Raw genomic sequence first — 12304 nt, forward strand, 5'->3', positions numbered from 1 at the left:
GTCACACCTCCCTGGAGTCCGAGCCGGCGGCGATGTTGGCCGGCTCCCGCTCGGCGACCACGCGCCTGGTGCGCGGGCTCGGTGGTACCTGCAGGTCCATCGGGGGCAGCGGGAAGCTCCCGTGCGGCCGGTTGTCGACCTGTTCCTGGACGGTGGGCTTCGGCTGCGGCTTCCGGCTCGGCCACAGCAGCGTGGCGAGCAGCAGGATGCCGGCGGGGATGCCGACCGCGATCAGCTTGCTGCGCGAGTCCCAGTCCTCGATCGAGCGCAGGCCGGCCAGGACCAGGATCCAGGCCAGGTTGATCGGGAGCAGCACCTTCCAGCCGAAGCGCATGAACTGGTCGTAGCGCAGCCGGGGCAGCGTGCCCCGCAGCCAGACGAAGACGAAGACCAGCAGGACGACCTTGGCGAAGAACCAGAGCATCGGCCACCAGCCGGAGTTCGCGCCGGCCCAGATGGTGGTGATCGGCGCCGGGGCCCGCCAGCCGCCCAGGAAGAGCGTCGTGGTGACCGCGGACATGGTGACCATCGAGACGTACTCGCTGAGCATGAAGAGCGCGAACTTCAGCGAGCTGTATTCCGTCATGAAGCCCGCGACCAGCTCGGACTCCGCCTCGGGCAGGTCGAACGGCGCGCGGTTGGTCTCGCCGACCGTGGCGATGAAGAAGATGACGAAGCTGGGCAGCAGCAGGATCGCGTACCAGCCGGGGGCCGGGACCTCGACGCCCGCGATGCTCAGCCGGGTGCCGTCCGCCTGGGCGGCGACGATCCCGCTGGTGGACATCGTGCCGGCGGTCATGAAGACCGCCACGATGCTCAGGCCCATCGCGACCTCGTACGAGATCATCTGGGCGGTGGAGCGCAGGCCGCCGAGCAGCGGGTAGGTCGAGCCGGAGGCCCAGCCGCCGAGCACGATGCCGTAGATGCCCATCGACGAGCAGACCAGCAGCACCAGCACCGCCACCGGCACGTCGGTGACCTGCAGTGGCGTCCAGTGGCCGAAGATGCTCACCATCGGACCGAACGGCACCACCGACAGCGCGGTGACCGCGCAGATCACCGAGATGGTCGGGGCGAAGAAGTAGACGACCTTGTCGGCCGCCTTCGGCAGGATGTCCTCCTTGAAGGCCATCTTCAGGCCGTCGGCGAGGGTCTGCAGCAGGCCGAACGGGCCGACCTGGTTGGGGCCGGGCCGCACGGCCATGCGACCCACGACCCGCCGCTCGAACCAGACGCCGAGCAGGGTGGCGAGCAGACCGAATACGAAGGCGAAGACGATCTTGCCGAGGACCAGCCACCAGGGGTCCCGGCCGAAGTCGGCCAGCGTCGGATCCTGGGCCAGGTAGACCGCGTTCACTGGATTGCACCCCCTGCGTTGAGGAGCGGGCCCGGACGGCCGGCCGCGTCCGCGGCGACCTCTCCGGCCTCCGGCGCCGCCCCGGTCCGGGCGGGAGCGGAGATCCGGACGACCGCGCCGGACGTCGCGCCGAGGCTGCGCCGCACGGTCGAGCCGGGCGAGTTGGTCGGCAGCCAGACGACGCCGTCCGGCATCTCGGTGATCGCCGCCGGCAGGGTCAGCGCCCCCCGGTCGGTGCCCACCGTCACCGGGTCGCCGTCGGCGACGCCGAGCGCCTCCGCGGTGCCCTTGCCCAGCCGGACCACCGGCGGGCGGGCGGTGCCCGCGAGGTGCTCGTCGCCGTCGGTGAGGCTGCCCAGGTCGACCAGCTGGTGCCAGGTCGCCAGCACAGCCTCGCCGGCGCCCGGCTGCGGCACCGCGGCCGGCTCCACCGCCGGGGCGGCGGGCCGGTCGGTGCGGGTACGCGGCAGCGCGCCCAGCTCGCGGCGGACGCTGAGCACGTCGCCGGTGCCGAGCTGCACGTCGAGCTGCGCGGCGAGCGCGTCCAGCACCCGGCCGTCGGTCATCGCGGCGGTCCGCAGCACCGCCTCGAAGGTGCGCAGCCGGCCCTCCCAGTCCAGGAAGCTGCCGGCCTTCTCGGCCACCGGGGCCACCGGGAAGACCACGTCGGCCCGGCGGGCCACCGCGCTCATCCGCTGCTCCAGGCTGACCAGGAACGGCACCGCGTCGAGGGCCGCCTCGGCCAGCCGCGGGTCGGCCAGGTCGGCCGGGTCGACCCCGGCCACCACCAGCGCGCCGAGCTGGCCGCCGGCGGCGGCGGCGAGGATGCCGTCGGTGTCCCGGCCGGCCTGGCTCGGGATCACCCCGGCCGCGATGTCCCACGCCTCGCCCAGCTCGGCCCGGGCGGCGGGCTCGGTGACCAGGCGGCCGCCGGGAAGCATGTTGGGCAGGCAGCCCGCGTCGACCGCGCCGCGGTCACCCGCGCGCCGCGGCACCCAGGCCAGCTTCGCGCCGGTACGCCGGGCGACGTCCGCCGCCGCGGAGAGGCCGCCCGGCACACTCGCCAGCCGCTCGCCGACGATCAGGATCGCGCCCTCGGCGCTCAGCGCCTCGGCGACCGTGGCGTGCTCGGCGAGCACGGTCGCCTCCTCGCCCGGCACCACCCGGGCCAGCTTGGCGCCGAGCTTCTCCAGGCCGCGGGTGGCGAACGGCGCGATCGCGTACACCGTCAGCTTCTTCTTGAGGTACGCCTTGCGCAGCCGCAGGAAGAGGATCGGGCACTCCTCCTCCGGCTCCAGCCCGACCAGCACCACGGCCGGCGCGTTCTCCACGTCGGCGTACGTGACGTCCGTGACCCCGGCGACCGAGCTGGCCAGGAAGTCGGTCTCCTCGCGGGAGACCGGCCGGGCCCGGAAGTCGATGTCGTTGGTGTTCAGGGCGACCCGGGCGAACTTCGCGTACGCGTAGGCGTCCTCGACGGTCAGCCGGCCGCCGGTCAGCACCGCCGTGCCCTGGCCGTCCCGCGCCGCGCGCAGCCCCTCGGCGGCGACGGCCAGCGCCTCGCTCCACGACGCCTCGCGCAGCTCGCCGGTGCGCTCGTCGCGGACCAGCGGGGTGGTGAGCCGGTCGAAGGCGCGGGTGTACTGGAAGCCCCACCGCCCCTTGTCGCAGTTCCACTCCTCGTTGACCTGCGGGTCGTCGCCGGCCAGCCGGCGCAGCACCTTGCCCCGCCGCCAGTCGGTGCGCTGGGCGCACCCGGCCGAGCAGTGCTCGCACACGCTCGGCGTGGAGACCAGGTCGAACGGGCGGGCGCGGAACCGGTACTGCGTGCCGGTCAGCGCACCGACCGGGCAGATCTGCACCGTGTTCCCGGAGAAGTACGAGTTGAACGGCACGTCACCCGCGTCGCCCTCCTCGCCGTACTCCTCGTCCCGGTAGATGTTGATCTCCTCGGCGGACGACCGGCCCATCAGATCGATGAACTTGTCGCCGGCGATCTCCTCGGAGAACCGGGTGCAGCGCTGGCAGAGCACGCAGCGCTCGCGGTCGAGCAGCACCTGGGTGCTGATCGGCAGCGGCTTCGGGTACTCCCGCTTGTGCTCGTGGAACCGCGAGTCGGCGCGACCGGTCGACATCGCCTGGTTCTGCAGCGGGCACTCGCCGCCCTTGTCGCACATGGGGCAGTCGAGCGGGTGGTTGAGCAGCAGCAGCTCCATGACCCCCTCCTGCGCCTTCTTGGCGACCGGGGAGGTGAGCTGCGTGCGTACCACCATGCCGTCGGCGACGGTCTGGGTGCAGGAGGCGACCGGCTTGCGCTGCCCCTCCACCTCGACCAGGCACTGCCGGCACGCGCCGGCCGGGGCCAGCAGCGGGTGGTCGCAGAACCGGGGGATCTCGGTGCCCAACTGCTCGGCGACCCGGATCAGCAGCGCCCCCTTCGGGGCGGTGACCTCGACGCCGTCGATGGTGAGGGTGACGGTCTCGGTCTGCTTGACGACGTCAGTCATTAGTGCGCTCCCACCAGCTGCTTGTCCGACAGCTTCGGCGCGGTACGTCCCTCGATGTAGTCGAGGTAGTCCTGCTTGAAGTACTTCAGCGACGAGGTCACCGAGCTGGTCGCACCGTCACCCAGGCCGCAGAACGAGCGGCCGAGGATGTTGTCGCAGGTGTCGAGCAGGGTGTCCAGGTCCTCGTGGGTGCCCTGGCCGGCGAGGATCCGCCGGTAGACCCGGACCATCCAGTAGTTGCCCTCGCGGCACGGGGTGCACTTGCCGCACGACTCGTGGTGGTAGAACTCCAGCCACCGGTAGGTCGCGTAGACCGGGCAGTCCTGGTCGGAGAAGATCTGGGTGGCCGTGGTGCCGAGGATCGAACCGGCCGCCGCCACCCCCTCGAAGTCCAGCGGCACGTCCAGGTGCTCGGCGGTGAGCAGCGGCGTCGACGAGCCGCCCGGCGTCCAGAACCTCAGGTTGTGGCCGGGCTGCATGCCGCCGGCCAGCTCGATCAGCTCCCGCAGGGTGACGCCCATGGTGCACTCGAACTGGCCGGGGTTGGCGACCCGGCCGGAGAGCGAGTAGATCATCGGACCGGAGGACTTCTCCGTGCCCATGGTCTTCCACCAGTCCGCGCCGCCCAGCACGATGTACGGCACGCTCGCGATGGTGCCGACGTTGTTGACGACGGTCGGGCTCGCGTACAGGCCGTGGGTCGCCGGGAACGGCGGGCGCAGCCGGGGCTGGCCCCGGAAGCCCTCCAGCGAGTCCAGCAGCGCGGTCTCCTCGCCGCAGATGTACGCCCCGGCGCCCGAGTGCACCACCAGGTCCAGGTCGAAGCCGCTGCCCTGGATGTTCCGGCCGAGGTAGCCCCGGGCGTACGCCTCCTGCACGGCGTTGCGCAGCCGGCGCGCGGCGTGCACCGCCTCGCCCCGGATGTAGATGTAGGCGCGGTTGGCCCGGATCGCGTACGACGCGATGATCACGCCCTCGACGAGCGAGTGCGGGTCGTGCGTCATCAGCGGCAGGTCCTTGCAGGTGCCCGGCTCGCCCTCGTCGGCGTTGACCACGAGGTAGTGCGGCTTGCCGTCGCCCTGCGGGATGAACCCCCACTTGAGACCGGTCGGGAAGCCGGCGCCGCCGCGACCGCGCAGCCCGGAGTCCTTGACCAGCTGGATGAGGTCGTCCGGGTGGGCCTTGAGCGCCTTGCGCAGGGCCGCGTAGCCGTCGAGCTTCTCGTAGGTGCCGATCCGCCACGCGTCCGGCGACAGCCAGCGCTTGGTGAGCACCGGCGTCAGCTTGGCCAGGGTCTCCGGCCGGGGAGTGGTCACTTCTGGACCCCCGTCTCGCTCGCGCGGGCGGAGCCCGCGCCACCGGCGCCGGCCCCCGCCTCGGCTTCCTTGAGGTTGCGCTCCTGCGCCCCGGCCTCGTCGCCGGCGGGCTTGCCGTCGCCGGCCGGCGCGTTGGCCGCTGCTCCGGCGGCCTCCGCCGCCTGGGCGTCGCGGGGCGCCGGCGGCACGCTGTCGGCGGGGACCTTCGTGCCGGGGGCGTCCGGCACGGCCGTCCGCGCGTCCGGCTGGCGGGTCTCGGCGGCCCGCACCTCGGGCGACTTGTCGTCCGGCGCCTTCACGTCCCGGGTGGTGCTGCCGGCTGCCTCGGCCGCCGGGGCCGGCTCGCCGGCGCCCGCGTTGCCCGCCCTGCCGGCGGGCCCGGCGCCGTTGCCACTCGCGGCCGGGGCGGGAGCCGGCTTCGCGGCGGCCTCGCTCCTGGCCTTCGCCTCGGCGGCGGCCTTGTCGGCCTCGGCCTTGCTGCGGATCGGGGTGTTCGGGTCGAAGCCCGGCACCGAGATGCCGTGCTGCTGCGCCAGCCGCAGCCCGCGCAGGGTGGGCTCTCCCGGCCCGCCGTCGGCCACCGCGCCCTCGCGCTCGTCGGCGAAGCCGGCGAGCTGCACCGCCATCTCCTTGAGCGTGCAGAGCCGGGCGCCCCGGGTCGGCATCGGCCGGCCCCCGGCGCGCAGCTCGTCGACCACGCCGAGCGCGGTCTGCGGGTCCACTCCGTCGAAGAAGTCGTAGTTGACGGTCATCACCGGCCCGTAGTCGCAGGCCGCCAGGCACTCGGCGTGCTCCAGGGTGATCTTCCCGTCGGTGGTGGTCTCGTCGTGCCCCACGCCGAGGTGCTCGGCGAGGGTGTCGTAGACCTCCTGGCCGCCGAGCACGTTGCACATCGTGTTGGTGCACACGCTCACCAGGTAGTCACCGGTCGGCCGGCGCTTGTACATGGTGTAGAAGGTGGCCACCGCGCCGACCTGGGCCTTGTTCAGGCCCAGCACCTCGGCGCAGAACTCCACGCCGGCCGGCGAGACGTAACCCTCCTCGGCCTGCACCAGGTGCAGCAGCGGCAGCAGCGCCGACCGGGACCGGTCGGCCGGGTACCGGGCGATGATCTCCCGGGCCCGTTCGCGGGTCTCTTCGGTGAAAGCACTCATCGGTCACAACCACCCATCACGGGGTCCAGCGAGGCGCCGCCGGCGATCACGTCGGCGATCAGGCCGCCCTCGGCCATCGCCGGGAGGGCCTGGAGGTTGACGAAGCTCGGTTCGCGGTAGTGCACCCGGTACGGCCGGGTGCCACCGTCGGAGACGGCGTGCACGCCCAACTCGCCGCGCGGCGACTCGATGCCGACGTAGACCTGGCCCGGCGGCACCCGGAAACCCTCGGTGACGAGCTTGAAGTGATGGATCAGCGACTCCATCGACTGACCCATGATCTTCGCGACGTGCTCCAGCGAGTTGCCCATGCCGTCGACGCCGATGGCGAGCTGCGCCGGCCAGGCGATCTTCTTGTCGGCCACCATCACCGGGCCCGGCCTGAGCCGGTCCAGCGCCTGCTCGACGAGCTTGAGCGACTCCCGGATCTCGGCGAGCCGGACCAGGTAGCGGCCCCACACGTCGCCGTCGGTGTGCGTCGGCACGTCGAACTCGTACGTCTCGTAGCCGCAGTACGGCATCGTCTTGCGCAGGTCCCAGGCGAGGCCGGCGGAGCGCAGCACCGGGCCGGTCACGCCGAGCGCGAGGCAGCCGGTCACGTCGAGCACCGCGACGTTCTTCGTCCGCTCGAGCCAGATCGGCTGCCCGGAGAGGAGGTCCTCGTACTCCTTGAGCCGCTTCGGCAGCAGCTTCAGGAACTCGCGGATCTTCACGATCGCCTCGTCCGGCACGTCCTGGGCCACGCCGCCCGGCCGGACGTACGCGTGGTTCATCCGCAGCCCGGTGACGATCTCGAAGATCTCCAGGATGTACTCACGCTCGCGGAAGCCGTAGAGCATCATGTTGATCGCGCCCAGCTCCATGGCGGTGGTGGCCAGCCAGACCAGGTGCGAGGAGATCCGGTTCAGCTCCATCATCAGCACGCGGATGGTGGTCGCCCGCTCGGTGACCTGCTCCTCGATCCCGAGCAGCTTCTCCACCGCCAGCGCGTACGCCGTCTCGTTGAACAGCGGGGAGAGGTAGTCCATCCGGGTCACGAAGGTGCTGCCCTGGACCCAGTTGCGGTATTCGAGGTTCTTCTCGATGCCGGTGTGCAGGTAGCCGACGACCGAGCGGGCCTCGCGGACCGTCTCGCCCTCCAGCTCCAGGATCAGCCGGAGCACGCCGTGCGTCGACGGGTGCTGCGGGCCCATGTTGACGACGATCCGCTCGTCGTTGATGGGGTCGGTGCCCGACACGACGCTGTCCCAGTCGCCACCGGTGACGGTGAAGACCTTGCCCTCGGTGGTGTCGCGCTCGGTGGCGTAGTTCGACGTGGTCACTGGTACGACCTCCGCTGGTCCGGCGGTGGAATTTCAGCGCCCTTGTACTCGACGGGCACACCGCCGAGCGGGTAGTCCTTGCGCTGCGGGAAGCCCTCCCAGTCGTCCGGCATGAGGATCCGGGTCAGGCTGGGGTGGCCGTCGAAGACGACGCCGAACATGTCGTACGTCTCGCGCTCCTGCCAGTCCGCCGTCGGGTAGACCGAGGTGACGCTCGGCAGGTGCGGATCCTCGGCGGAGACCGCGGCCTCCAGCCGCACGCGGCGGCGGTAGGTCATCGAGGTGAGCTGGTAGACGACGTGCAGCCGGCGGGAGTCGGCGCCCAGGTAGTCCACACCGGAGACCGAGGAGCACAGCTCGAAGCGGAGCGCGAGGTCGTCCCGCATCACCTGGCAGACCTCGGCGATCCGCTCGGGGCGTACGTGCAGGGTCAGCTCGCCCCGGTCGACCACGACCTTCTCGATGGCGTCGCCGAAGGCCGGGTACGCCTCCTCCAGCGCGTCGCGGACCTCGTCGAAGTAGCTCCCGTACGGCCGGGGGGCGTCCTCGATGGTCCGGCGCTGCCGGACCAGGCCGCCGAAGCCGGAGACGTCGCCGGAGCCCTGGTTGCCGAACATGCCCCGGCCCGCCGGGCTGGCCGGCGGGTGCTCGGCCGGGGCCCCGCTGGTGGCGCCGGCCGGCGTCACCGGCACCGGCACGCCGCCGTCGTTCGCCTTGTGGTTAGGTGCGGTCACTTGACGCCCCCGTGCTGCAGGTGGTTCTGGGCCTTCATCCAGTTCTCGATCCGCAGCTGCTCCTCGCGGCCCTCGCGGACCGCCTTGGTCCACTCGGCCCGCCGGGCCTTGTCGCTGCGGTACGACGACGGCATCGAGCCGTACGGGACGACCGGGACGTCACCGCGCTCCTTGCGCGCCTCGAGCATCTTGCGGCCGTTCGGGCCGAGCGGCTCGTGCATGATCTTTTCGCGCAGCTTGAGGACCGCGTCGATGAGCATCTCGGGCCGGGGCGGGCAGCCGGGGAGGTACATGTCCACCGGGACGACGTGGTCGACGCCCTGCACGATGGCGTAGTTGTTGAACATGCCGCCGCTGCTGGCGCAGACGCCCATCGAGATGACCCAGCGGGGCTCCGCCATCTGGTCGTAGATCTGGCGCAGCACCGGGGCCATCTTCTGGCTCACCCGGCCGGCCACGATCATCAGGTCGGCCTGACGGGGCGAGGCCCGGAAGACCTCCATGCCCCAGCGACCCATGTCGTAGTGCGGGCCACCGGCGGCCATCATCTCGATCGCGCAGCAGGCCAGGCCGAAGGTGGCGCCCCAGACCGACGACTTCCGCGACCAGTTGACCAGCTTCTCCACCGAGGTGAGCAGGACACCGGCGGGGAGCTTCTCCTCGATACCCATCTGAGGTTCCTCCCTCAGTCCCAGTCCAGGCCGCCACGCCGCCACACGTAGGCGTACGCGACGAAGACCGCGACGATGAACAGGACCATCTCCACGAAGCCGAAGATCGGCAGGGCGTCGAACGAGACCGCCCAGGGGAAGAGGAAGATGATCTCGATGTCGAAGACGATGAAGAGCATCGCCGTCAGATAGAACTTGATCGGGAACCGGCCGCCGCCGACCGGCTGCGGGCTGGGCTCGATGCCGCACTCGTACGCCTCGAGCTTGGCCTTGTTGTAACGCCGGGGACCGGCGAAGCGGGCGGCGCCCACGGAGAACAGCGCGAACCCCGCGGCGAGGGCGAACAGCCCGATGATCGGTGCGTAAGGCGAGAGCGACATCGTTTTCTCCTGCTCGTCCTTCCCTGCCCCTGGTCCTTGACGAAAATCACACTATTCACGTCCCCCGCGACGGCTGTCGCCGGGGGGTCGATCTCTGTCCGCGCCGCGGTCGTCGCCGGCCGCGGGCCCGGCCGTCACACGAGCCCGCCTTCGTTTGCGACTGCGGGCTCGCAAGCTCACTCCTCGCGCTACACGGCTGGTGCCACCTTCGTCATCGCGTTGATGACCCGGTCCATCGCGTCCCCGCCACGGGGGTCGGTCAGGTTGGCCAGCAGCTTGAGCACGAAGCGCATCAACATCGGGTGCGGCATGCCGTGCTTCGTGGCCATCCGCATGATCTCGGGACGGCCGATGAGCTTCACGAAGACACCGCCGAGCCGGTAGTAGCCGCCGAAGCGGGCCTTCAGCTCCGCCGGGTAGGCCGTCAGGGCGCGCTCGCGCTCGGCGCCGGCCGGGCGCGCGAGGGCCTGCACGGCGATCTCTGCGGCCATCTCACCGGACTCCATCGCGTACGCGATGCCCTCGCCGTTGAACGGGTTGACCATGCCGCCGGAGTCGCCGACCAGCATCACGCCGCGGGTGTAGTGCGGCACCCGGTTGAAGCCCATGGGCAGCGCGGCGCCGAGGATCGGCCCCTCCGCGTTGGCCTCGTCGGTCATGCCCCAGTCCGCCGGGGTGTTGGCCAGCCAGTCGGTGAGCAGCCGGCGGTAGTTCGTCTTGCCGAACGCGGAGGAGGAGTTGAGCACGCCGAGGCCGACGTTGACCCGGCCGTCGCCGAGCCCGAAGATCCAGCCGTACCCGGGCAGCAGGTTGTCGCCACTGTCCTTGCTGCGCAGTTCCAGCCAGGACTCCAGGTAGTTGTCGTCGTGCTTGGCGGGCGAGCGGTAGTAGCGCCGGACGGCGACCCCGATCGGCCGGTCCTCCCGCTTGGCCAGCCCGAGGGCGAGCGGGAAGCGGCCGGAGACCCCGTCGGCCGCGACCACCAGCGGGGCGTGGAAGGTGGCGGGCTCCTTCTCCGGGCCGACCTCCGCCTCGACGCCGACGACCCGGCCGTCCGGGTCGAGCACCGGGCCGGTGACGTTCACGCTGGTGCGCAGCTTGGCGCCGGCGGCGACGGCCCGCTGGGCGAGCAGGTCGTCGAAGTCCAGCCGGGTGCGCACCAGGCCGTAGTTGGGGAAGCTCGCCAGGTCGGGCCAGTCCAGCTCCAGCCGGACGCCGCCGCCGATCACCCGCAGGCCCTTGTTCTGCAGCCAGCCCGCCTCGGGCGAGGTGTCCACGCCCATCCGGATCAGCTGCCGCACGGCACGCGGGGTCAACCCGTCGCCGCAGACCTTCTCCCGGGGGAACTCCGTCTTCTCCAGCAGCAGCACCCGTACGCCGTGCCGAGCCAGGTGGTACGCGGTAGCCGACCCACCGGGACCGGCGCCCACGACGATCACGTCGGCGTCATGCTCCACCGCGGTCATCTCGCGCCTCCTCCCGCATGCTCGTGAAATCCTTCACAAGCCAGACGGGGGGAGTCTATGACCGGCGTCATAACCACGCCTGATCAGGGGTACCTAACTTGCCGGAAACCCACCCGTCGGGGTCGGGACCGGGCGTCGGTCGGGGTCGGGACCGGATGCCGGCGGGGGTCGGCGCCGGGCGTCAGTGCCGGGCCGGAGCGGCCGCGCCCAGGCCGGCGTCGAGCCGGATCGTCTCGGGCAGGTGCTCGCGCAGCGCGCCGCCGGCGGCGCGGTCCAGCGCGGCCAGCACCTCGGCCACCACCTGCCGGACGTCGGCGGGATCCGCGCCGGCCAACTCCCTGAGCTGCGCGATGAGTTCTGCGGCGTCGTCGTCGGTGGCCTCCACACCGGCCGGCTGCTCTGGTCCCGTCATGGGGGCGAGCTTAACGGCGCAAAGTGGACTAAAAACGGATATTCACGAAACAGCCGCTTTCTCAGCGGGTGCGGCGCGCCGATCGGCCTCCCGTCGGCACCGGCCGCCGCCCGGAAGCGGGCCGTCCGGCGCGGCGCCGCCGCTCATGACGCGGGAGCCGGCCGGCGCCGTGCCCCGCCTAGTCGCGGACCGCCCGGTGCAGCGCCGCCAGGCCGCCGGTCAGGTTCCGCCAGGCCACCGAGCCCCAGCCCGCCGCCTGGATCCGCTGCGCCAGCGCGGCCTGGTCCGGCCACGCCCGGATCGACTCGATCAGGTAGACGTACGCGTCGGGGTTGCTGGAGACCACCCGCGCCGCCGCCGGCAGCCACCGCATGAGGTACGACAGGTAGGCGGTGCGGAAGACGGCGTTGGTGGGGTGGCTCAACTCACAGATCACGAGCCGGCCACCGGGCCGGGTGACCCGGGCGAACTCCCGCAGCGCGGCCTCGGTGTCGACGACGTTGCGCAGCGCGAACGAGATGGTCACCGCGTCGAAGACGCCGTCGGCGAAGGGCAGCCGCAGCGCGTCGCCGGCCAGCAGCGGCACCGCCGGACGGGTGCGCTTGCCGGCGTGCAGCATGCCCAGCGACAGGTCGGCGCCGACCGCGTACGCCCCGGAACGGGCCAGTTCCTCGGTGGAGACACCGGTGCCCGCGCCCACGTCGAGCACCCGCTCGCCCGGGCGCAACCCGAGCGCCTCCCGGGTGGCCCGGCGCCACGCCCGGTCCCGGCCGGCCGTCATCACCGTGTTGGTCAGGTCGTAACGAGCCGCCACGCCGTCGAACATCGCGGCGACCTCGTGCGGCTGCTTGTCCAGGCCGGCGCGCTGGCCCGGCGGGGTACGGCTCACCCCTCCACTCTGCCAGCCCGACTCCGGCCGACGCCCGGCGGGTCGGCCGCCCGGCGGGTACGCGACAGGGGCGGGGAGGCCGCCCACCCCGCCCCT

Annotated in this window: 11 protein-coding genes; all 11 read right to left on the reverse strand. The window is 72.0% G+C overall.

The window, feature by feature from the left end; genetic code table 11:
• Nucleotide 1 precedes the first annotated feature (1 nt).
• Nucleotides 2-1357: an NADH-quinone oxidoreductase subunit NuoH gene (nuoH, locus tag ABT006_RS01580; protein ID WP_350701871.1), complete on the reverse strand. Its 1356-nt coding sequence runs from the start codon at nucleotides 1355-1357 to the stop codon at nucleotides 2-4.
• Nucleotides 1354-3864: an NADH-quinone oxidoreductase subunit G gene (locus ABT006_RS01585; RefSeq protein WP_350701872.1), complete on the reverse strand. Its 2511-nt coding sequence runs from the start codon at nucleotides 3862-3864 to the stop codon at nucleotides 1354-1356. The genes nuoH and ABT006_RS01585 overlap by 4 nt, the downstream gene beginning before the upstream one ends.
• A complete protein-coding gene (gene nuoF, locus ABT006_RS01590) occupies nucleotides 3864-5180 on the reverse strand; it encodes an NADH-quinone oxidoreductase subunit NuoF (protein WP_350701873.1) in 1317 nt (438 codons plus the stop codon). Before nuoF ends, ABT006_RS01585 begins: the two co-directional genes overlap by 1 nt.
• Entirely contained in the window at nucleotides 5177-6334 is a 1158-nt protein-coding gene (gene nuoE, locus ABT006_RS01595) for an NADH-quinone oxidoreductase subunit NuoE (RefSeq protein ID WP_350701875.1), read from the reverse strand. The genes nuoF and nuoE overlap by 4 nt, the downstream gene beginning before the upstream one ends.
• Nucleotides 6331-7656 carry an NADH-quinone oxidoreductase subunit D gene (locus ABT006_RS01600; protein WP_350701877.1) on the reverse strand — a complete coding sequence of 442 codons (1326 nt, stop codon included), beginning with the start codon at nucleotides 7654-7656 and terminating at the stop codon, nucleotides 6331-6333. The genes nuoE and ABT006_RS01600 overlap by 4 nt, the downstream gene beginning before the upstream one ends.
• On the reverse strand, nucleotides 7653-8390 hold the full coding sequence (locus ABT006_RS01605; RefSeq protein ID WP_350701878.1) for an NADH-quinone oxidoreductase subunit C: 738 nt from the start codon (nucleotides 8388-8390) through the stop codon (nucleotides 7653-7655). Before ABT006_RS01605 ends, ABT006_RS01600 begins: the two co-directional genes overlap by 4 nt.
• Nucleotides 8387-9061, reverse strand: coding sequence for a NuoB/complex I 20 kDa subunit family protein (locus ABT006_RS01610; RefSeq protein WP_350701880.1), 675 nt, complete (start codon nucleotides 9059-9061; stop codon nucleotides 8387-8389). Before ABT006_RS01610 ends, ABT006_RS01605 begins: the two co-directional genes overlap by 4 nt.
• 14 nt (nucleotides 9062-9075) lie before the next feature.
• Nucleotides 9076-9441, reverse strand: a complete 366-nt coding sequence (locus tag ABT006_RS01615) for an NADH-quinone oxidoreductase subunit A (RefSeq protein WP_350701881.1) — start codon at nucleotides 9439-9441, stop codon at nucleotides 9076-9078.
• 188 nt (nucleotides 9442-9629) lie between these two features.
• Entirely contained in the window at nucleotides 9630-10907 is a 1278-nt protein-coding gene (locus ABT006_RS01620; protein ID WP_350701882.1) for a geranylgeranyl reductase family protein, read from the reverse strand.
• A 181-nt stretch (nucleotides 10908-11088) separates the two neighbouring features.
• Nucleotides 11089-11319, reverse strand: coding sequence for a hypothetical protein (locus ABT006_RS01625; protein WP_350701884.1), 231 nt, complete (start codon nucleotides 11317-11319; stop codon nucleotides 11089-11091).
• Between the two features lie 178 nt (nucleotides 11320-11497).
• Nucleotides 11498-12208, reverse strand: coding sequence for a demethylmenaquinone methyltransferase (locus ABT006_RS01630; RefSeq protein WP_350701886.1), 711 nt, complete (start codon nucleotides 12206-12208; stop codon nucleotides 11498-11500).
• Nucleotides 12209-12304 lie beyond the last annotated feature (96 nt).

It is taken from the genome of Micromonospora sp. NPDC002717 (genome assembly GCF_040295705.1).
In the GTDB taxonomy this organism is placed as follows: domain Bacteria; phylum Actinomycetota; class Actinomycetes; order Mycobacteriales; family Micromonosporaceae; genus Micromonospora.

Bases quoted from the DNA above. Each gene is read 5' to 3' on its own strand.
- ABT006_RS01585 (WP_350701872.1), bottom strand. From the start codon at position 3,864: ATGACTGACGTCGTCAAGCAGACCGAGACCGTCACCCTCACCATCGAC.
- nuoE (WP_350701875.1), bottom strand. From the start codon at position 6,334: ATGAGTGCTTTCACCGAAGAGACCCGCGAACGGGCCCGGGAGATCATC.
- ABT006_RS01610 (WP_350701880.1), bottom strand. From the start codon at position 9,061: ATGGGTATCGAGGAGAAGCTCCCCGCCGGTGTCCTGCTCACCTCGGTG.
- ABT006_RS01615 (WP_350701881.1), bottom strand. From the start codon at position 9,441: ATGTCGCTCTCGCCTTACGCACCGATCATCGGGCTGTTCGCCCTCGCC.
- ABT006_RS01620 (WP_350701882.1), bottom strand. From the start codon at position 10,907: ATGACCGCGGTGGAGCATGACGCCGACGTGATCGTCGTGGGCGCCGGT.
- ABT006_RS01625 (WP_350701884.1), bottom strand. From the start codon at position 11,319: ATGACGGGACCAGAGCAGCCGGCCGGTGTGGAGGCCACCGACGACGAC.